19 protein-coding genes and 2 pseudogenes are annotated in these 20,081 nt (G+C 69.5%); 6 read left to right on the top strand and 15 right to left on the bottom strand.

Annotation, left to right across the window (positions count from 1 at the left end; all coding sequences use genetic code 11):
* The first annotated feature begins 116 nt into the window (after window positions 1–116).
* Complete coding sequence (locus tag ABIA38_RS36405) at window positions 117–530, top strand: hypothetical protein (protein ID WP_424643237.1); 414 nt, start codon at window positions 117–119, stop codon at window positions 528–530.
* A 164-nt stretch (window positions 531–694) separates the two neighbouring features.
* On the opposite strand, the gene ABIA38_RS36400 is transcribed toward ABIA38_RS36405, so the two are convergent.
* The 3 genes from ABIA38_RS36400 to ABIA38_RS36390 all read right to left on the bottom strand — a co-directional run bounded on the left by ABIA38_RS36400 (window position 695) and on the right by ABIA38_RS36390 (window position 4,818).
* On the bottom strand, window positions 695–1,852 hold the full coding sequence (locus ABIA38_RS36400) for a N(5)-(carboxyethyl)ornithine synthase (protein ID WP_424643312.1): 1,158 nt from the start codon (window positions 1,850–1,852) through the stop codon (window positions 695–697).
* A gap of 92 nt (window positions 1,853–1,944) precedes the next feature.
* Window positions 1,945–3,750 (bottom strand): glycoside hydrolase family 13 protein, encoded by a 1,806-nt coding sequence (locus ABIA38_RS36395; protein ID WP_424643236.1) that lies wholly within the window; start codon window positions 3,748–3,750, stop codon window positions 1,945–1,947.
* A 93-nt stretch (window positions 3,751–3,843) separates the two neighbouring features.
* On the bottom strand, window positions 3,844–4,818 hold the full coding sequence (locus tag ABIA38_RS36390) for a GlxA family transcriptional regulator (protein WP_424643235.1): 975 nt from the start codon (window positions 4,816–4,818) through the stop codon (window positions 3,844–3,846).
* A 198-nt stretch (window positions 4,819–5,016) separates the two neighbouring features.
* On the opposite strand from ABIA38_RS36390, the gene ABIA38_RS36385 reads away from it, so the two are divergent.
* A complete protein-coding gene (locus ABIA38_RS36385; protein ID WP_424643234.1) occupies window positions 5,017–5,514 on the top strand; it encodes a DUF2269 family protein in 498 nt (165 codons plus the stop codon).
* Between the two features lie 249 nt (window positions 5,515–5,763).
* On the opposite strand, the gene ABIA38_RS36380 is transcribed toward ABIA38_RS36385, so the two are convergent.
* The gene (locus ABIA38_RS36380; protein ID WP_424643233.1) at window positions 5,764–6,723 is read right to left on the bottom strand and encodes a methyltransferase domain-containing protein; all 960 of its coding nucleotides are present in this window, start codon (window positions 6,721–6,723) and stop codon (window positions 5,764–5,766) included.
* Between the two features lie 182 nt (window positions 6,724–6,905).
* Window positions 6,906–7,709, bottom strand: coding sequence for a radical SAM/SPASM domain-containing protein (locus tag ABIA38_RS36375; RefSeq protein WP_424643232.1), 804 nt, complete (start codon window positions 7,707–7,709; stop codon window positions 6,906–6,908).
* A 172-nt stretch (window positions 7,710–7,881) separates the two neighbouring features.
* On the opposite strand from ABIA38_RS36375, the pseudogene ABIA38_RS36370 reads away from it, so the two are divergent.
* A pseudogene (locus ABIA38_RS36370) lies at window positions 7,882–8,242 on the top strand (transposase); the annotation flags it as partial.
* 108 nt (window positions 8,243–8,350) lie between these two features.
* On the opposite strand, the gene ABIA38_RS36365 reads toward ABIA38_RS36370, so the two are convergent.
* The 5 genes and pseudogenes from ABIA38_RS36365 to ABIA38_RS36345 all read right to left on the bottom strand — a co-directional run bounded on the left by ABIA38_RS36365 (window position 8,351) and on the right by ABIA38_RS36345 (window position 11,504).
* Window positions 8,351–8,971 (bottom strand): hypothetical protein, encoded by a 621-nt coding sequence (locus ABIA38_RS36365; RefSeq protein ID WP_424643231.1) that lies wholly within the window; start codon window positions 8,969–8,971, stop codon window positions 8,351–8,353.
* Between the two features lie 569 nt (window positions 8,972–9,540).
* Window positions 9,541–9,720: a hypothetical protein gene (locus tag ABIA38_RS36360; protein WP_424643230.1), complete on the bottom strand. Its 180-nt coding sequence runs from the start codon at window positions 9,718–9,720 to the stop codon at window positions 9,541–9,543.
* 28 nt (window positions 9,721–9,748) lie between these two features.
* A pseudogene (locus ABIA38_RS36355) lies at window positions 9,749–9,889 on the bottom strand (DUF397 domain-containing protein); the annotation flags it as partial.
* Between the two features lie 276 nt (window positions 9,890–10,165).
* On the bottom strand, window positions 10,166–10,861 hold the full coding sequence (locus ABIA38_RS36350; RefSeq protein ID WP_424643229.1) for a hypothetical protein: 696 nt from the start codon (window positions 10,859–10,861) through the stop codon (window positions 10,166–10,168).
* A 256-nt stretch (window positions 10,862–11,117) separates the two neighbouring features.
* Window positions 11,118–11,504, bottom strand: a complete 387-nt coding sequence (locus ABIA38_RS36345) for an ATP-binding protein (RefSeq protein ID WP_424643228.1) — start codon at window positions 11,502–11,504, stop codon at window positions 11,118–11,120.
* Between the two features lie 345 nt (window positions 11,505–11,849).
* Between ABIA38_RS36345 and ABIA38_RS36340 the strand changes: the two genes are divergently transcribed.
* The 3 genes from ABIA38_RS36340 to ABIA38_RS36330 are packed head-to-tail and all read left to right on the top strand — an operon-like array spanning window position 11,850 to window position 13,292.
* Window positions 11,850–12,710: a helix-turn-helix domain-containing protein gene (locus ABIA38_RS36340; protein ID WP_424643227.1), complete on the top strand. Its 861-nt coding sequence runs from the start codon at window positions 11,850–11,852 to the stop codon at window positions 12,708–12,710.
* A complete protein-coding gene (locus tag ABIA38_RS36335) occupies window positions 12,707–12,922 on the top strand; it encodes a DUF397 domain-containing protein (protein ID WP_424643226.1) in 216 nt (71 codons plus the stop codon). Before ABIA38_RS36340 ends, ABIA38_RS36335 begins: the two co-directional genes overlap by 4 nt.
* Before the next feature lie 19 nt (window positions 12,923–12,941).
* Window positions 12,942–13,292: a DUF397 domain-containing protein gene (locus ABIA38_RS36330; RefSeq protein WP_424643225.1), complete on the top strand. Its 351-nt coding sequence runs from the start codon at window positions 12,942–12,944 to the stop codon at window positions 13,290–13,292.
* 40 nt (window positions 13,293–13,332) lie between these two features.
* On the opposite strand, the gene ABIA38_RS36325 is transcribed toward ABIA38_RS36330, so the two are convergent.
* The 5 genes from ABIA38_RS36325 to ABIA38_RS36305 form a co-directional block, all read right to left on the bottom strand.
* The gene (locus tag ABIA38_RS36325; protein WP_424643224.1) at window positions 13,333–15,528 is read right to left on the bottom strand and encodes a xanthine dehydrogenase family protein molybdopterin-binding subunit; all 2,196 of its coding nucleotides are present in this window, start codon (window positions 15,526–15,528) and stop codon (window positions 13,333–13,335) included.
* A complete protein-coding gene (locus ABIA38_RS36320; RefSeq protein WP_424643223.1) occupies window positions 15,525–16,511 on the bottom strand; it encodes an FAD binding domain-containing protein in 987 nt (328 codons plus the stop codon). The genes ABIA38_RS36325 and ABIA38_RS36320 overlap by 4 nt, the downstream gene beginning before the upstream one ends.
* Before the next feature lie 6 nt (window positions 16,512–16,517).
* The gene (locus ABIA38_RS36315; protein ID WP_424643222.1) at window positions 16,518–17,021 is read right to left on the bottom strand and encodes a (2Fe-2S)-binding protein; all 504 of its coding nucleotides are present in this window, start codon (window positions 17,019–17,021) and stop codon (window positions 16,518–16,520) included.
* Window positions 17,022–17,463: 442 nt separating this feature from the next.
* Window positions 17,464–18,324, bottom strand: coding sequence for an ABC transporter ATP-binding protein (locus ABIA38_RS36310; protein WP_424643221.1), 861 nt, complete (start codon window positions 18,322–18,324; stop codon window positions 17,464–17,466).
* Entirely contained in the window at window positions 18,321–20,054 is a 1,734-nt protein-coding gene (locus ABIA38_RS36305) for an ATP-binding cassette domain-containing protein (RefSeq protein WP_424643220.1), read from the bottom strand. Before ABIA38_RS36305 ends, ABIA38_RS36310 begins: the two co-directional genes overlap by 4 nt.
* Between the last annotated feature and the right edge of the window lie 27 nt (window positions 20,055–20,081).

The raw sequence follows: 20,081 nt of genomic DNA, 5'->3' as shown, positions 1-20,081 counted from the left end.
GCGAACCGCTCCCACCACGTGACCTGTTCGCTCGTGTGAGCGAACGAAGGTCGGGTATGCGCCGTCTGCGGGGAGGGGGGAAAGATCATCGCCCTCTCGACACAAGGGATGACGTCATGTTCCTTCTGGGACTGCTGCTCGCCGCAGGCGCCGCAGCGTTCGCGGCTCTGCTGATCGCCTACAACACGTCGGGCGGACCCGAATACACGGTCGGCATCTTCAATACCGATCTGGTCACGCTCAATTCGCTGGCGATCTTCTGTTCGGGCCTGGCCCTGGGCCTGATTTTCAGCCTCGGCCTGCTGATGATGGGCGGCAAGGCCCGGCTGAACCGAGCCCGCCGCAACCACAATCGTCGCGCCGTCGTCGACACGGCCGCCCGCGAGCGTGCGGTACCGGCCGAGGCCCGCGCCGATCGCCGCCAACACGAGCCGCCGGCCACCGACGAGGCCGGCACCACCTGGACCGCCGACCCCGCCCACCAACCACAGACCGGCGGCTCGCACCGCCGCACCGGACCGGAGAAGTAGCAGGCCACCACCCCTTGCACACCCACACACACGGCAGCCCGAAGGCCCCCGCACGAGGAACGTGCGAGGGCCTTCGGGCCGTCTCGTCCAGCGTCTCGTTCAGCTCTTCTCGTTCAGCTTTTCTCGTTTCTCGTTCAATCTCGTCTCATTCAAACTCGCCTCGTTCAGCTCGCCAAACCCACCGCCGGCGCCGCCGACAAGTGCGGATACTCGGCCGAACGCCCCTGAAAACTCAGGATCTTCGGGTTCCGCACCACCCCGTCCCGGATCTCGATCGCCTTCGCGATCGTCGGGTCCGCGTCCCATGCCGCCGGACCGTCCATCACCGTGCCGAGATAGGGGATCAGCGCCTCGCTGATCTCCCAGGTCGCCGAATCCCACAGGTAGGACGGGCTGTGGTCGACCGCGTAGTAGTGGCAGTTGTCCCCGACGGTGAACGCCGGCTCCTCGAAGGTCGTCGGTCGGGCCCATTCGAAGCCCATGCCGTCGTCGCAGGAGACGTCGATGAAGAACGAACCCGGCCGATATTCCGGCAGATCCCGGTTCAGCACGAACGTCAAGGGCGCGTCAGTGTCCTGCCGGATGCAGTTCACCACGATGTCGTAGCCGGCAAGGTGGGTACCGAGCGGCACCGGCCCATCCTCGGTGAGTGCGTCCAACCGCGACGGGTCGTCCTCGCCGAACTGGAAGTGACCCATCACCACGGAGGGCATCGGCGAGGCCACCGCGACCGCGTCCCGCGCGGTCAACACCGTCACATCCGACACGCCCATCGCCTCCAGGGCTATCACCGCGCCGCGCGCCGTAGCCCCGAAACTGAGCACCGCGGCCCGCATCCGGCGGCCGTAGCTCCCGGTTGCGCCGCCCAGCGCGAGTGCGTGCAACACCGAGCAGTAGCCCGCCAGTTCGTTGTTCTTGTGGAACACATGAACACTGAACGCGCCCGCCGCGGTCCAGTGGTTCATCTCCTCCCAGGCAATCATCGTCAGCTTGCGATCGATGCCGAGCTGAGTCATCGTCGGGTCCTGCACACAGTGCGGCCAGCCCCACAAGACCTGACCGTCGCGCAGCGCGGCCACATCCTCGTGGGTGGGCTTCGGCAACAACACCACGTCGCTCTCCGCGAGCAATCGTTTACGCGGCAACAGCCCGGCCACATGGCGAATCAGTTCCGCGTCGGCGACGCCGAAGCGCTCGCCGTACCCCTCTTCGAGGAACAGATATTCGCGCACATCCGGCGCGATGCGCTCGACGTGCAGTGGGTGGACCGGCAGTCGGTGCTCGTTCTCCTTGAGCGATGAGCCAAGAATCCCGAGCGTCATGCGGTTCCTGCGAATCATGGGAGATCCCTTAGGTAGGCCCCAAGTATCCGCCCTGAAATCCACAACACTCACCGATCCACAACAAAATCACCCTATTCGCCGGGATCGACCCGGCGCAGCACGCGTGCCTCCCAAGGCGCCAGCACCGCCGGATCGGCCTCCGCCACGTTGCCGATCAGCAGCGGCACGCCCGCCCACGCCCCCGCGAGCTCGACCGGCAGCGGCACCGCAGCGCCGGTGAAGTTGCCCAGCACCAGCAGCGTCGTGTCCCGATAGCGGCGGGTGAACGCGTACAGGCGTTCGTCATCGCCAAGCAGCATGGCGAAGTCGCCGTGTACGACCGCGGGTTCGCTGTGCCGCAGGGCGATCAACCGCCGGTAGTGGTGGTATACGGAGTCCGGATCGGCCACGGCCGCCGCCGCGTTGATCGTGGTGTGGTTCGGATTGACCGGGAGCCACGGCGTGCCGGTGGTGAACCCGCCGTGCGCCGACGCGTCCCACTGCATCGGCGTACGCGCGTTGTCCCGCCCCCGCGCGCGCAGTCCGGTCAGCACCCGTTCCGGGTCCTCGCCCGCGCCCACCGCCTGCCGGTAGTGGCCGAGTGCCTCGATGTCGTGCACGTCCTCGATCGAGGCGAACGGCGCGTTGGTCATGCCCAGTTCCTCGCCCTGATAGACGTAGGGCGTGCCCCGATGCAGGTGCAGTACGGTGCCCAGCATGGTCGCCGAGCGGGCCCGATACGCCGGCCCGTCGTCGCCGAACCGCGAGACGATCCGCGGCTGATCGTGATTGTTCCAGTACAGGCTGTTCCAGCCGACCTCGGCCAGCCCGGCCTGCCAGCGGCCCAGCGACTCCTTGAGCGCGGTCAGCCGCAGCGGCCGTACGTCGAACTTGTGCCGCCCGAAGTCGAGCCCCACATGCTCGAATTGGAAGACCATGTCCACCTCGCCACGCGCCGGATCGGTGAACAACCGGGCGTGCTCCAATGTCACCCCGGGCATCTCGCCGACGGTGAGCAGCCGTTCGGGCCGGCCGGCGAAGACCTCACGATGCATCTCCCGGAGATACTCGTGCACGCGCGGCCCACTCACGTAGTACGGCGAACCGTCTCCGTACGGCCCGTTCGCGTACGGCCCGTTCCCGTACGGCCCGTTCCCGTACGGCCCGTTCCCGTACGGCCCGTTCCCGTGCGGCCCGTCGCCGAGCAACGCGCCGTCGCCGAGCAACACACCGTCCGGCAGCCTCGGATCCTTCGAGATCAGGTTGATCACGTCCATCCGAAACCCGTCCACGCCCCGATCGAGCCACCACCGCATCAGCGCGTAAACCGCCTGCCGGACCTCGGGGTTCTCCCAGTTGAGGTCGGGCTGCTTGGCCGAGAACAGATGCAGGTAGTACTCGCCGCTCGCGTCGTCGAGCTGCCACGCGGACCCGGAAAAGAACGACCCCCAGTTGTTCGGCGGCCCACCACCGTCGGGCTGCCCGGCCCGCCACCAATACCAGTCCCGCTTGGCGCTGTTCGGCCCTTCGCGCGATTCCCGAAACCACGGGTGCTCGTCCGAGGTGTGATTGACCACCAGATCCATCACCAGCCGCATCCCGCGCTCATGCACCGCCGCGAGCAGCCGATCGAAGTCGGCCAGCGTGCCGAACAGCGGTTCGATGTCCCGATAGTCGCTGATGTCGTAGCCATTGTCGTCCTGCGGCGAGGGATACACCGGCGACAGCCACAACACGTCCACCCCGAGCCCGGAAAGATGATCGAGCCGCGCGGTGATCCCGGCGAGATCCCCGACCCCGTCCCCATCCGAATCGGCAAAACTGCGCGGATAGATCTGATACACGACGGCGGACTTCCACCACGCGTCGTCCGGTTCCCGGGAAGCGTCGAGTGTCATCGCGCGCACCTGTACCTCTCCTCGTCGACCGCGCCTCCGGCACACCCGGCCGGCCGGCGCCACGATGACTGTCCTGCCCCGCCCGGGCCCGGTTCACCGGTCCGTCGAGGGCCCGGGGCGGACGCGGGATTGGAAGGCGCGGCGATAGGCGTTGGGGGTGGTGCCCGTGATGCGTTTGAAGCGGTCCCGGAAGGCGGTTGGGGAGCCGAAGCCGGTTTGGCCGGCGATTCGGTCGATCGGGTGGGTGGTGGTTTCCAGGAGGTGTTGGGCGCGGCTGATTCGGACTCGGTACAGCCATTGCAGCGGGGTGGTGCCGGTTTGCTGGCGGAAGTGGCGGTTGAGGCTGCGGGCGCTCATGCCGGCTCGGGCGGCGATGTCGTCGAGGAGGAGTTCGCGCTCGCTGTGTTCGCGCAGCCAGCACAGCAGTGGTTCCAGGCTCGCGCCGTCCGGGGCGGGTGGTTCGTGCACGATGAACTGGGCCTGGCCGCCCGCCCGTTCGAGGGGCATCACGGACATCCGGGCACTGTCGGCGGCGACCGCCGAGCCGAGGTCGCGGCGGATCATGTGCAGGCACAGGTCGAGCCCGGCGGCGGCGCCGGCCGAGGTGAGGATGGAGCCGTTGTCGATGTAGAGCACGTCGGGGTCGACCGCGATCTTCGGGTATCGCTCGGCCAGTTCGGCGGTGGCCAGCCAGTGCGTGGTGGCCCGTAGGCCGTCCAGGAGGCCGGCCGCGGCCAGAACGAAGGCGCCGACGCAGATCGACGCGATCCGGGTCCCGGAGGCCGCCGCGGCGCGCAACTCGGCCAGGACGTGTTCCGGCACGGGCATGGTCGGGTCGGCCCGCCCGGGCACCATGATCGTGTCCGCCTCGGCCAGCGCCGCCAACCCCCACGGCGCACGCAGCGTGAATGCGCCCGCGTCGACGTCGACCCCGGGCTCCGGCGCGCACACCTTGACCCGATAGGCGGGCCGCCCGTCCGGCAACCGGGTGCGCCCGAATGCCTCGACCGGGGTGGTCAGATCGAACCCGAGGACGCCGTCGAGGGCCAGGATGGCGACGGTATGCATGGCGGCAATGTATGTGGCCATCGGATTCCCGCCAGCCGGGGGGGGTGAGCGGGCGGACGGCGTTCGAGCATGGTGCGGGGCGTCGGCGAGCATGGCGTGTGGTGCCCTCGAGCATGGTGCGTGGTGCTGGCGAGAATCCGCGCATAGGTGTCACTATTGCCACTCGTCCCGCCCCCACGCCGCCTCTAGCCTCGGGCCGTGACCAAGTTCCTCCTCGCCGTCCACGTGATCGCCGCGATCATCGCGATCGGGCCCGTGACCGTCGCCGCGAGCATGTTTCCGCCCGCCGCCCGCCACGCGCTGGCGGATCCGCACGACGCCCGGGCCGCGGCGGTCGCCCGCTCATTGCACCGGACCTGCCGGATCTACGCCGTGGTCGGCGTCGTGGTCCCGGTCTTCGGCCTGGGCGTCGCGCTGCAGATGCATGTGCTGGGCAGCGCGTGGCTGATCGTGTCGATCGTGCTGACCGCGCTGGCCGCCGCGGTCCTGGCGCTGCTCGTACTGCCTCGGCAGCAGACACTGCTCGCCGGCCTCGGGACGCCGGCGGCAACCACGGCGACGACGGCAACCACGACCGAGCCCACCACCCACCGGATCGCCGCCCGCCTCGCCATGTCCACGGGCGTGTTCAACCTGCTCTGGGCGATCGTCACGATCCTGATGATCGCCCGCCCGGGCTCCACCACGGGGGCCTGAGGATTGGTCCCGGGGCGGGTACGGTCCGGCGCCTCGGATGGCGGTCCGGTCGGGGGATGCCGGCCTCCGGCCCGCTGTCCTCAAGCGCCGGACCGTACAAGAGTGGGCTATGTGCACACGGTGCCGCAGCGTGGGACCTACGTGCTTGCCCGTCGTCAGAACGCCGAGGTCGGCGCGTCCGAGTAGGCCCCGGGCTGCCGAAGTCCCGCCCTGCCGCGTCGAGGTCACGGACGGACGGGGCAGCTCGGGTTAATCGATGGTGCCGGTCCATCCGCCGCGTTTCAGGTGGCAGACTCCGTCCGGGGTGATCCGGACGTGTGCGCCGTAAAGCGGCAGGGCGCCCTCGGCGTTGAGCCGTAGCCGGATGCGTTCGAGTGCCTTCCACAACCGGCGGGGTCCACCCTGATGGACGATCGGAGCCGCGAATCGATCGGCAGTCGCTCTCGCCCACGAGCCATCGGTGTGAACGAGCACAGCGGTTCGCGTGTCCCCTTCCCGCCGGAAGCCGAGTTGCACGCCGGGCACGTCGAGTTCCAGCATCGACCGGATCTCCCATGCCTCGGCGACGTTCAGTACGGGGAACCGGCCCGTGGCGACCTCGGCCCCGTCCGCTTCCCACGCGAGCGTGAACAGGTCGGTGAGTTCGGGCGGATAGTCGTCCCCGTGCCGGGTCGTCATGAACCCGGCCCAGTCGCGTTCGATGCGGCCGGTCGCGCCCCCGCCCCTGTCCTTCCACGCGGTCAGGATCAAGGACGTGTTCGCGATCGTGGTCACCAGTCGCCCACCCGGTCGCAGCGCGGCGAGCCACGACGCGGGGAGGAGGCGAACGGACACGGTCGCGATGATCCGGTCGTACGTACCCGGGAGCGGGCCCGTAGCGTCGACCGTCGCGAACGTCGGTTGTAGTCCCATGGCCGCGAGTCGATCGCGTGCGGCATCGACCAGGTACGGGTCCACGTCGACGCTCGTCACATGTTCGGCACCGAGTCGGCGAGCGGCGTAGGCGGTGAGTCCGCCCGCCCCCGTGCCGACGTCCAACAGGTCGACCCCCTCGGTCAACCGACCGTGTCGAAGCATCTGTACGACCAATCCGGGCATCGTTGCCGACGACGTCGGCCGACCAGTCGGTTGATCATCCGGATCTGCGTGATCGGCGTGCGCCGGGCCGACCTTGGTCACCAACGATGTATCACCGTAGGCCGCGCTCATCCATGCGTTCGGGTCCGTCGCTCCGTCGCGAACCCGCCAACCCACCTCGGTGCGTTCCCACCATCGGGGCACGAGTTGATGCCGGGGCGTCCGTGCGACGGGGGTGTGCCACCGTGACACGGGGTCGGTCACTTCGTCGGCGAGTCGGGCGGCATGTTTCTCCCACATCTTTGGTGGCCTTCCTAGTCGTAAGCGGGGTCGCACGCTTCGGTGCGGGACGGGTCGCAGTCGTTCGTGTCGTCGGGCTGACACGGGACACTCGCGCGGGCCGGTATCCGGGCGACGGCGGCTCGCCACTCACTACCGCCGAGGATGTTCCCGAGGGATCGACTGCGGACGTTGAGCACCGGCATGAAGCGTGAGAGCACGCACAGGGTCAGGTCACCGTTCGGGAGTACTGCCGCCCGCCGGTCGCCGCAGCGTCCGCAGAGTTCGTTTACGCTCGGTGTCATCGTCCCCTTGGCTGCTCGGCCAACGGCGCGAACTCGATCGGTCTGGATGTGCTTGACCCCCAACGAAACCAGGTCGGCGCGAGCTTCGGCCACGCGTTGCCCTGGCTGAATGTTCACGATGCCCGCGCGAATCGGGATGCCCCGCCGGACGGCTTCGGCGATGTTGGCCCGGGTGCGGGCGTGGCTGCCGGGCTGCGTGGTGATCGCGTCATGTTCGGCGGGGTCGTCGCTGTAGTACGACGTCGCGAGCAAGACCCCGGGCCGCTCGAACACGTCCCACGCGGCGGGCAGCACCTTGTATAGATTGCTGTAAACCTCGACCTGTCGCCCGAGAGTAAGGGCGAGTTCGACCAGGTCAACCCAGTGCGGGTAGAGGGTCGGCTCCCCGCCGATGAGTTGGATCCGGGACACCCCGAGGTCGGCGGCATCGATGATCACGTTGCACCAGTCGGTGCGGGTCATCGTGCCGTGCGTGCCCTGGGGCGAGGACGACGAAAGGCAGCGGGTGCAGCGGAGTTGGCACCCGCCGGTCACTTCGAGTTCGGGGAGGTGTGCCTTCCTCCCATGCTCACGATCGGTTACCCGTACGAACTCGCGGACTGACTCGACCCACCGCCGAAGCGAAGCCCCGCCACCCACCCCGCTGTTCCTCGGGTGGCGGGGCGTTCCATCGCCCCCAAGACACAGAAATGCCCCGACCAGATGGCGTTTCGTCGCCCTGCGGCTCCGCCCCGCCGGACGGGAGGTCCAACGCGCCGCCGAGGGACCGGAGTTGCCCGATTGTTGGTTGCCGGCGGAATGGCCCGCCAAGGAGGCCCAGCCGGTGCAGTTCTGGATCTACGACCTGCCGGCGGACACGCCGCTCGCCACGCTGGTGCGGCTCGCGAAGCTCCGTTGGCGGATCGAGCACGACTACCGCGAGATGAAGCAGGCCCTGGGCCTGGCCCACTTCGAGGGCTGCACCTGGAACGGCTGGCACCACCACGTCACCCTCGGTCTCGGTCGCGCACGCCTTCTGCACCCTCCAACGACTGGCCAGAGCCCCAAAAGCAACGGCGCCGGCCTGACCCTCTACCAGGTCGTCCGCGAACTACAGACCCTGCTCGCGGCATGGACCGGCGCCTGACCCACCTGCCACCGCGACTTACCCACATACGCACCGACCTGACCAAGCACTACTGGAGCGTCAGCGGCAACGTCATGAGCGACATCGGCATGAGCATCTCGAACAGTCCGTATGCCAGATAGGCTCCCGTGCGCCACCGGCGGGCAGAGCCCAGACCCAGGTCGGCACGCGCCAGTCGGGCGACCCGGATCCCCGAGGTCCCCGTGCCCGCGATGACGTGGTCCCTGAGGAATCCGAGGTCGCCTTCGTCCCGCAGGGTCACCCGAGTACCGGCCGCGTCCCGCAGAATGAGGTCCACGGTGGTGCCCAACGCGCTGGGACAGAAGCGTGCGCTGCGGATCCGGCGGAGGTTCGCGAGGTCGATCGTCCTGGTCCCCGTCCAGGTCCGAGCGCTCAGATAGCGGTCGTTCGGCCCGTGCAGACGCATTGGCTTCCGGGCCACGTTCGCACCCCGCAAAAGGACGTAACAGCCCATGCCGGCCGCGATGTCAGCCGGGAGTATCCAACCGTCCGCAGTCGTCGGGTCCTGGAGCGGAGCGGTGCCGAAGGCGAACGCGGCCACGGCCGCGACGACCAGGAAGACGATCAGCCGGGCCCGCGTCATCGACGACCGGGCCGGACACGACTGCTTGGTCGTCACCGGCACGAGGGATTCCGCCATATCCGCCATGGCGCGACGCTAGCCCACCGCCCCACGCGGTGAAAGACGGGTTCCCCTCGACCCGGATCGCGGCTACGTGGAGAACGACCGCCGCGAACGTCCGGACCCGATGGTGATCGACCGCATCCGATCGCGGTGTCGATGTCCGGGACAGTGGCCGGGACTTCGTTCGTGCGTACCGCCCCGCCGAGGACCCGAACCGGCAGACGCGGGGCGCATCGAGGTGGGGATACACGCTGGCCCGGGTTGCGGGACGAACACCGGGGCCTGAGCAGCGATCCCGAAGCGGGTACGGTCCCGCGCCCCGGATGCCGGGGCCAAGCCGCCCCGTCCAGCAGGTGCGGGTCTCCCCGCCGTAGAAGGGCCCGGGGACGTTCAGCCACAGTCGGTCTTCCCAACGGCCCTGAAAGGCATCGCGGTCGTCGCCGAGGATGGCCACCGGGTCGAAGTAGAGCGTCATCCGCCGCGATTGGGGCATCCGATCGGGCCGAACGACGGGCTGCCGTTGGGAAGAGGAGTGCCTGGTCCCCCTGGGTTCACGCACTCGCCGTTTGACTCTCCAGCTCATGGGATGTCTGTCACGTGGGTCGGCGCAGTTCCCGGAGCGCCCGCGTTGCCCCGCTGTAGCGCGGTACCTCGATCATCGGGTGCCGGTGCCGAAGTGTGCCGGTCACCTTCGCGCAGACGAGACAGTACAGCGCGGTCGGCCATTCCGGGTCCGGCATGGTCTCGCCACCGCAGACGGGGCATGCGCGCACGCGGGCGCTCCTTTCGCTGCCCGGCGGACTACGCCGTCAGGTCGAACTCGCCCGCCTCGGCGCCCTCGATGAACGCGTTCCACTCGGCGGAGGTGTGCTCCTGAACGCTACCCGTGACGCTGTGTCGCACGGCCACGACACCGCTCACGTTGGTGGCCACCTCCACGCAGCGGGGGTTGCTGTTGTTTTAGCCGCAACGACCCGACGCTCCGCCCGGCCCGGGCCCGACGTCGGATGCCGGCCCGGTTGGGAGGGAGGCGGCCTCCGGCCTGGTGTCCAAACGCCGGACGGGCTGGGGTTGGCCCGACGCGGGACGGCAGGCCCGGCCGGCCACCGCACCCGCACCGTGGCGGCCGAGTCGGCCGAACCGCAAAAGGCCACTCCGGCCTGCTCGTCGAGTTGGCCCTCTCGCCCTCTCGCTCTCCGGCCGAAGCGCCTGCTCGTGTCACCTTCGGGACGGCGGCAGTCTCTCGATCTCGGCGATGAGGTCGAGGAACAGGTCGACGTTCCGCAGGATCACGCGAGCACCGAGATATCGCAGGTGCAGCAGCCGACTGACCCGCAGCCCGGCCGGACCGGTGTTCATCAACCTGTTGCGGCGCGCCATGCGCTTGGCCTCGATCAACTGTGGCAGACCATCCTCAAGGAAGCGGGCCTGGTTCGGGAGGGGGTGGCCGAGCCAGGGCAACACGCAGTTGGTGGGCATCAGTTCCCACACCACGGTGTCCTGCGGGCCGTCGGCTGCGGCGACCGTGACCAAGTGGGCGATCCGGACCGTGAGTACCGGCCGCTCCGGTGGCAGCGCGCTGGTGACGGCAGGGACGGCGAGACCGTGGGCCCCTCGTATGGCGCGCAGGTGTCGCGAGAACAGCAGGGCCGGCCCGGTGCGCGGAGCGACGGCCTCGGGCGGGGCAAGCGCGACGGCCTTCACGCGCGGGTCTTCGGCCGCGAACAGCGCCATGTTCTCGGCCCGCCGCGAAGGCATTCGCGCACTCACCGCCAAGGGCGAGCCGTCGGCCGCCGACCCCTCGCGCGGTTCGAGGATGAGGACGCGCGTACCTGGGCGCGCGGTCGCGGGGGCGGCGGGGACGGTGGGGATCTCCCGATGCAGGAACCAGCGTTCGCCGTGCCAACCCTTCATCGCCCACCGCCTCGAGGTGGGCCGCCGGCGATGTCCTCCGAGGCGATGATCCCCTGGCGCAGGTCGCCGTCGACCCGGTCGCGAAGTATGGGAGCGGAAGCAATACGGGGCATGACGGGCAACTCCTTCAACATGACGTGACGTGACGTAGCGAAGCGGACGATCGGATGGAGATGGAACAGGGCAGGGCGGGGGAGGCAGCCGACTTCGAGGCCGTCGGGGGATGGATCGAATCGCCACTCCCCCGCCGTGCCGCCTATGGGTGCGCGTCGACCTTGAACGCGACGCACACGGTCTTGCCATCGGGATCGACCCGGTAGCCGAAGTAGTCGGCAAGGCTCTTGGCGATCACGAGCCCCCGCCCCGACTCCGCGAGCGGATCCCCGTCGGGATCACCGGGCAACGTGCACGGGAACCGATCCCGCACCCGGATCCACAGCAGGCCATCACGGACCTCGACGGCCACGCTGAATCCCCCATAGCGACCGGCGTGCACGATCGCATTCGCGGCGAGCTCACTGACGGCCGCAACCGCGTCGTCCAGGAAGGGTATGAACTCCCGGCAACCACGGGCCACATGGGCCCGGGCCTTGGCCACGGAGTCGGGCTGCGAAGGAAGTTCGAGGTCATTGACGGTGCCCACGGTGGGCTCCTCGGTGATTGCCGGATTGATGCTTGCGACACGGCCCGCAGCATGGTGGAGCGTCAAGTGGCGAACACTGGTGGGGTTTCGTCACGAACGCGCCATCGACGGCGCCGATCGGGGCGCCGAAGTCCGCACGGACAGACTTACATGGAGATCACTTTCAGTGAGTGAGCCATGACTCTAGATTACCGGTGAAACTTCACTTCGCAACCACACTTCGAATCTTCTCTGCAAGAATCGGGCCGCTGCCCTGCCTCACGTATGTGTCGAAGAGGTGGACCCCCAGGTATCCGCGCTGGGTACGGCAAGATGGCAACACACCGGTAGGCGTTGGGAGAACTCGTGGGGCACACGCCAGAACCGACACTGCTCCGACGTCGGCTCGGTCGAGAGATGAGGCGCTTGCGTACGAACGCAGGCATGACGGCCGAGGCCGCCGGCGTCGTCATCGAAGCCTCCGACAGCAAGATCAGCCGCCTGGAGAACGGCAAGGCGGACCTGAAGCGTCTCGAAATCTCCGCGCTCCTGCAGGCTTACGGCGCCGACCCCGCGATGACGACACAGGTGCTGGAAATGGCCGAGGAGGCAAGGAAGCCCGACTGGTGGGCCGATGAGTCTTCAGTGATCCCATCCGGCCTGGGCACGCTGATCGATGTCGAGTCGAGTGCGACGAACCTGCGCGCATTCAATTCGATGATCGTCCTCGGCATGTTGCAGACCGAGGACTACGCCCGAGCAACAATCACGGCGCACTGTCCCGATGAACCCGAAGACGTGATCGAGGGGCGTGTCCGTCTGCGCATGAGGCGCCAGACCATTCTCGAACAAGCCTCGCCACCCCAGCTTGAGGTCATCCTTGACGAAGCTGCTCTGCGGCGCGAGGTCGGCGGCCCCGATGTGATGCGGAAGCAAATCGAGCACTTGGTCGACGTCAGCCGCCGGCCACAGATCACGATCCGCCTCATCCCCTATTCCGCAGGCGCCCACAAGGGCCAGATGGGCAGCTACCTTCTGTTGAGCTTCCCGGACGCCGGCGATCCCGATGTGGTCTACTCCGACGGTCTCCTGGGCAACACTTTCGTAGAAAAGAAGCACCAAGTAGCGAGCTTTGCCAGCCTGTTCGAACAGTTGCGGTCCATCGCGCTCAACCCAGTGGACACGGAGCGATTTCTCCTCGGCATCCTGAAAGGTCCTTCTGCATGATCACGCCCCACCCCGACTACCCGCAGGCCAACTGGCGCAAGTCGAAGCATTCCGGAACGGGCGGAGACTGCGTCGAGGTTGCTGCCCTGGCGTCCACGCTCATAGCCCGAGACTCGAAGGCTCCTGCCGCGCAGGTCTTGACCTTCCCCCCTGACGTGTGGGGCACATTCACGACCCGCATCCGCACGGGCGATTGGGCACGACCTGCATAGGGGTGTCGCTCCGGACACGATGACTCGACGCGCCACTGCCCGATTGGCTCAGCAAGGCATGCCCGGCCAAACTGTCGGAGCGACTTCGCGAACCGTCCACGAAACGGTGAATCGGTCAATGCGTGCCGACCAGACTGTGCGGGACCACATGCAGCGCGAACCCAACCCGCAGCCCGCCCAAGAAGCGATCGAGTGGCGCAAGAGTTCGCACAGTGGCGGTGCCAACGACTGCGTCGAAGCGGCCATTTCGCGCGCCGGAGTCCGGCTCCACGACTCCAAACGTCCGACCGGAGTGCTTGCCCCCTTCAAGGCCGCAACAATGCGAACCTTCGTCGCGGCCATAAGCCACTCGGAGGCGAGCTCCGGGTAGCGCCACTTCGACGCACTGGCCGGCGTCCGAGGCGCCCGACCTACCCCCCGACCCTCCCCGTCACCACCCGCCCCGGCGTGATCGGCAGTGTCCGCACCCGCACCCCCGTCGCGTGGAAGACCGCGTTGGCGATTGCCGCTGCCGCGCCCACCACGCCGATCTCGCCCGCGCCCCGTGCGCCGAGGTCGCTGACATGTGGGTCGGGGACGCCGACGAAGAGCACGTCCAGGTCGCCGACGTCGGCGTTGACCGGCAGGTGGTAGCCCGCCAGATGTGGCTCGACCACGTGCCCCCGGCGTGGGTCGATCGCGGTCGCCTCCATCAGCGCCTGGGCCAGGCCGAAGGTCATCCCGCTCAGGAGTTGGCTGCGCGCGGTACGGGGGTTGATCACCCGGCCGATGTCGAACGCGCCGACCATGCGCCGGACCCGGACCGTACCGGTCAGCGCGTCCACCGCCACCTCGGCGAACTGCGCCCCGAACGAGTGCACCCGGTACGGCAATCCGGCGTCCGGGTGTGCGTGGCCGAGCGCCGACACGGACGCCTCGCCGATTCGGGCGAGTTCGGTGGTGAACGTCGCAACATCGAACTCGATCGTGCCGAGCCGCCGCCGATAGAGCACCGACTCCGGGTCGGCCACGGCGGCGGCCAGCAGGTCGTCGCGGACCGCCTCGCACGCGCGCCGGATCGCCGGGCCGACGTAGGCCACCGTCTGCGACGCGATCGAGGGCGGCGCCTCGGGCAGGTCGGTGTCGCCGAGCCGGACGAAGATCCGCTCCGGCGGCACACCGAGCACGTCGGCGGCGATCTGGCCGAACACGGTGTACGTCCCGGTACCGATGTCGTGCGACGCGACGCCGACCACCGCCGTGCCGTCCACGCGCAGTTCGGCGTAGGCCGCGGCCGGCCCCGGATCCATCTCGTGCGTCCCGGACGCCATCCCGGTCCCGATCAGCCAATCGCCGTCCCGCCGGGTGCCCGGCGTACGGTCCCCCGAATCCCAGCCGAACCGCTCGGCGCCCAGCCGGTAGCAGTCCCGCAGGTGCTTGCTCGACCACGGCCGACCCGAAGCCGGATCGTGGTCGGCGTGGTTCCGCAGCCGCAACTCGACCGGGTCCAGCCGAAGTTGGTGGGCGAGTTCGTCGAGCGCGGATTCCAGGGCGAACGAGCCCGGCGCCCGCCCGGGGGCGCGCTGGAAGGTCGGCGGCTGCATGTCCAGGCGCACGATCCGCTGCCGGATCAGGACGTTCGGGCACGCGTACAGCGTCGCGGTGATCCCGCCGGTCGACTCGACCACGTTCTCCCCGGGGGACGTCGACGTGGTGCCGTCGTGCCCGATCGCGGTCAGCCGGCCGTCCCGCCGCGCGCCGAGCACGATCCGCTGCCGGGTGCCGGGCCGGGTACCGCAGGAGGTGAACATCTGCGGCCGGGTGAGCGCGAGGCGCACCGGCCGGCCGATTCGGCGCGCCGCCGCCGCGGCGAGCAGGACGTGTGGCCATACCGTGCCCTTGCTGCCGAAGCCGCCGCCGACGAACCCGGACAACACCCGGACGTGCTCGACCGGCAGGCCGAACGCCGTGGCCAGCGCGGTACGGACGGCCCCCACCCACTGCGTCGAGTCGTAGACCGTGAGCCGATCGCCGCTCCAGCGCGCGGTGGTGACGCCCGGTTCCATCGGGTTCATGTGTTGCGGCGGCGTCTCGTAGTACGCCTCCACCGTTACCTCGGCCACCGCGAGGCCGGTGGCCAGGTCACCCCGGACCACGTCCTCGCGGCCGGGCGGGGTCTGCGGAATGGCGTCCTCGATCCGGACCAGCGGCGCCTCCTCGTGGTAGCCGACCCGGATCAGCTCGGCCCCGGCCACCGCCTCCTCGCGGGTCCGCGCCACCACCATCGCGATGTGCTGGCCATGGTGGCGGATCACCGGATCGGCCAGCGGGGTACGGCCATCGCCCATCGGCCCGTTGTCCGCCGAGTAGTAGGACGCGACTCGACCGATGCCCAGCGATCCATCGCTGGTGAAGACCGCGAGTACGCCCGGCGCGGTCTCCGCGGCGGCGATGTCCATCCCGGTGATCCGGCCCTTGGCGATGGTGCTTTGCAGGAGTACGGCGTGGGCCAGGTCGGGCAGTGCGACGTCGCCGGTGTACTCGGCGGTGCCGGTGACCTTGGCCGGGCCGTCCACGCGTGGCCTCGGCGCGCCGATCAGGCTGATCCTCGGGGTATCCGGGCTCATCCGCGGTCTCCTTCGAGGGTGGTCAGGGCGCGGGCGACGACCCGGCGGATCAGCTCGACCTTGTACACGTTGTCCCGAAGCGGCCGGGCGCCCTCGGTCGCGGCCTCGCCGGCGCGGGCGAACGCGGCGGTGCCGGGTGGCCCGCCGAGCAGCGCCGCCTCGGCCGCGTACGCCCGCCACGGCGTGGTGGCGACGCCGCCGAGCACGATCCGGGCGGCCCGTACGGTCCCTTCGTGTACGTCGAGGGCGACCGCCGCCGAGCACAACGCGAATGCGAACGACGCGCGTTCGGACACCTTGAGGTAGTGCGAATGGGCGCCGAGCGCGGTCAGCGGTACGTCGACGCCGGTGATCAACTCGCCGTGGGCGAGCGTGGTCTCCCGCTCGGGGGTGGCGCCGGGCGGGAGGTGGAACGCTTCGATCGGCTCGGTACGAGGACCCGCTGGGCCGTCGATCCGGACCACGGCATCGAGCGCGAGCAGGGCCGGCGCGAGGTCGGACGGGTGGGTGGCCAGGCAGTGTTCACTGGTGCCCAGGACCGCGTGCCGGTGGTGGTCGCCGTCCGTCGCCGCACAGCCGGTGCCCGGTCGGCGCTTGTTGCACGGCATCGCGAGGTCGCGGAAGTAGCCGCACCGGGTGCGCTGCATCAGGTTGCCGCCGAGGGTGGCCAGGTTGCGCAGTTGCGGGGAGGCGCCGGACAGGAGGGCCTCGGCGAGCACCGGGAGCCGCTCGCGCACGACCGGGTGCGCGGCGAGGTCGCTGTTGGGTACGAGGGCGCCGATCCGGAGGGTGTCCGTGCTCGGGTCGACCTCGATCCCGGTGAGCGGGAGGCGGCCGATGTCGACCACGTGGGCCGGGGTGGCCACGCCGGACTTCATCAGGTCGACGAGGTTGGTGCCGCCGGCGATGTACATCGCGTCCGGGCCGAGTTCGGCCCAGGCGGCGGCGAGTTCGGCCGGACGGGTGTAGGTGAAGGGACGCATCGGGGCCTACCGTCCGGCCGCGGCGGCGATCGCCGCGACGATGTTCGGGTAGGCGGCGCAGCGACACAGGTTGCCGCTCATCCAGCGGCGGATCTCGTCGTCGTCGCCGGCGTGGCCCTCGGCGAGGAGGGCGACCGCAGCCATGATCTGGCCGGGGGTGCAGAAGCCGCACTGGAACGCGTCGTGGTCGACGAACGCCTGCTGCATGGGGTGCAGGGCCCCTTCGGGGTTGCCGCCGAGGCCCTCGATCGTGGTCACTTCGCGGCCCTGGTGCATCACGGCGAGGGTCAGGCAGGAGGTGATTCTTCGGCCGTCGACGAGGACGGTGCAGGTGCCGCAGGCGCCGAGGTCGCAGCCCTTTTTGGTGCCGGTGAGTTCGAGCGTGTCGCGCAGGGCGTCGAGGAGGGTGGTGCGGGGTTCCAGGCGGAGCCGTCGGGGTTCGCCGTTTACGTGGAGGGCGACTTCGACTTCGGCGGTCGCGGTGGTGGCGGCGGTGGGGTCGATCGGCATGGGCCCTCCCGAGGGTTCTCGGGCGCGCTCACCCGGCCCGGGAAACTGGCTGTTACCCACGGGGTGGGTGTGGTACACGGGGCCTGTATGGCGGGTTTGGCCTCAATCGCCGGCCGGGCTATTTGGCCTCAAACGCCGGCCGGGCTGGTTTGACCCGGCCTTCGGCCGAGGTGGCCTCAAGCGCGCCCGAGCGGGCCGGTTTGACCTGGCCTCCGGCCAAGGTGGCCTCAAGCACCGGCCTGGCTACTTGGCCTCAAACGCCGGCCGGGCTGATTGTGTTCGGCCGACCTCGGGCGTTGGTCGCCCTGGGTTGGACTCAAACGCCGGCCGGGCTGAGTGAGTTTGGCCGACCTCGGATGTTGGTCGCCCTGGGTTGGACTCAAACGCCGGCCGGGCTGAATGTGTTCGGCCGACCTCGGATGTTGGTTGCGCTGGGTCCGCCTCAAACGCCGGCCGGGCTGGTTTTGTCGGGCTGCGTCGGGGCCTTGGGATTGGCACTCGTCTTGGGGGTGGTTGGCAGCCTTGGGATTGCTGCCAGTAGGGATCTTGTGTACTCGTGTTGAGGGTTGCCCAGGACTTCCGCTGTCGGGCCCGATTCGACTGCCTCGCCTGATTTGAGGACCAGGACCTGGTCGCATAGGTGTTGGACTACGCCCAGGTCGTGGGAGACCAGGATCAGGGACAGGCCCAGGTGGGTGGTCAGGTCTTGGAGTAGGGCGAGGATTTGGGCTCGGACGGAGACGTCGAGGGCGCTTACCGGCTCATCCGCCACCAGAACCTTCGGGTTGGGGGCCAGGGCTCGGGCGATGGCGATGCGTTGGCGTTGGCCGCCGGAGAATTCGTGGGGGTAGCGGGTTCGGGTTTCGGGGTCCAGGCCCACTGCGGTGAGGACCTCGTCCACCCTCGCGTCGTGGTCACCGGGTACGGCCAGGCATTCGAGGGGTTCGGCGATGATGTCGCGGACGCGGGAGCGTGGGTCGAGGGAGCTCATCGGGTCCTGGAGGACGATCTGTACCTCGCGGCGGAACCAGGTCAGCGAACGCGCGGGCCCGGGTCGGACCTCGCGGTCGCGGTAGCGGACCACTCCCCCGTCGGCGCGGTCCAGGCCGAGCAGCAGCCGGATCAGCGTGGACTTGCCCGCGCCGGATTCGCCGACCACGCCGAGTGCGCCGCCCTCGGCCAGTTCCAGGTCCACCCCGCGCAGCGCGTACCGGTGCCCGGGCGGCGTCCACAACGAGCGGCGCGGCAGGCGGTACGTCCGGGTCAGTCCCTCGGCGCGCAGCAGTACGGCGGGCGCGGTCACGGTGCGGCCTCCATGGGTGGGGTGGCGAAGGCCTCGGCGTCGAAGGCGGTGGCTCGGGCGGCGGCCAACAGGGTGCGCGTGTAGTCGACTTCGGCGTGGTGCAGGATGCGGTCCAGTGGGCCGTCCTCAAGGACCTGCCCGCCGCGCAGTACCGCGATTCGTTCGCTCACCTGGGACACCACTGCCAGGTCGTGCGTGATGAACAGCAGTGCGGTGCCCTGCTCGCGGGCCAACTCGTCGAGCAGCGCCAGGATTTCCCGCTGCACGGTGACATCGAGGGCCGTGGTCGGCTCGTCCGCGATCAGCAGCGCCGGTCGGCAGGCCAGCGCGATCGCGATGCCCACCCGTTGGCGCTGGCCGCCGGAGAGTTGATGCGGCCAGGCGCGGACCAGTTCGGCCGGGTCCGGGAGGCCCACCCGCTCGACCAGTTCGAGCGCCGCCGCGTCGGCCTGACGGCGGGTCATGCCCCGGTGCAGGCGCAGCGGTTCGGCGATCTGGCGGCCGATCCGCATGGTCGGGTCGAGCGCGGTGAGCGGTTCCTGGAACACCATCGCGACCCGGTTGCCACGTACTCGCGCGAGTTCGCGTTCGGAGCGGCCGAGCAGTTCGACGCTGTCGAGGCGAATGCTGCCGGTGACTTGCGCGCCCTCGGGCAGCAGGCCGAGTACGGCCAGTGCGGTGAGCGACTTGCCGGAACCGGATTCGCCGATCAGGCCCAGCCGTTCGCCCGGTGTCAGGGTCAGGTCGACGCCGTCCACGACCGTGCGGCCGGCGATTCGGATGGTGAGGTCGGTGAGTTGGAGCAGCGCGCCGTCGACCGGGGCGGGGTTTGGTTGGCGTGGCGTGGATACCTCACGCCCGGGTTTGGCCGGCTCCGGTGCCCGATTCCGCAGGCGCGGGTCGGTCGCGTCCCGCAGCGCGTCGCCGAGCATGTTGAAGCCGAGTACGGACAGCGCGACGGCCAGGCCCGGCCAGACCACCAGGAGCGGTCGGGCCGAGATGTACGGCTGTTGGTCGTGCAGGATCCGGCCCCAGGACACGGCGGGCGCGGGGCTGCCGTAGCCGAGGTAGGACAGCGCGGCCTCGGTGAGCGACGCCACCGCCATCACCAGCGAGAGCTGAACGAGCAACGTCGGCGCGATGTTCGGCAGGATGTGCCGGCGGATATTGCGCCAGGTGCTCGATCCGCTCGCGGTCGCGGCCAGCAGGTAGTCCGTACCGGACACCCGTTCGATCTCGGCGCGCGCGATCCGGGCCAGGTGTACGCCGAACGCGACGCCGATCGCACCGGCGGCGGTCCACACCGAGCCGCCGAACACCGCGGCCAGGATCATCGCGGTGAGCAGCGCCGGGAACGCGATGGCCACGTCGATCAGTTGCACCACACCGGCCGCGAACCGCCGGGGGCCGAGCGCCGCCGCGAGCGCCAGCGGTACGCCGAGCGCGGCGGCGATTCCGGCCGAGGCGAGCGCGATCAGCAGCGTCTCCCGGGAGCCGACCAGGATCAGGCTGAACTGGTCGCGCCCGAGCATGTCGGTGCCGAGCAGGTGGCCGTCCGTGAACGGCAGCAACCAGGGCGCGTTCGGATCGACCTTGGTGGGGTCGTAGGGGGTCCAGAGCAGCGAGAGCAGCACCGCGCCGACCAGGATCGCGACCAGGGTGCCGCCGATCAGGCCGTTGCGGTCGCGGGTCAGCGCGCGCAGGACGGTACCGCCGGGCCACGCCTTCATCCCGCTCGTTCCGTTCGTTCCGCTTGT

Origin of the sequence: Embleya sp. AB8 (assembly GCF_049739465.1) — a bacterium.
In the GTDB taxonomy this organism is placed as follows: Bacteria; Actinomycetota; Actinomycetes; order Streptomycetales; family Streptomycetaceae; genus Embleya.
Note: the sequence above shows the minus strand (reverse complement) of the source record. Positions and strands in the feature narration are given on the sequence as shown.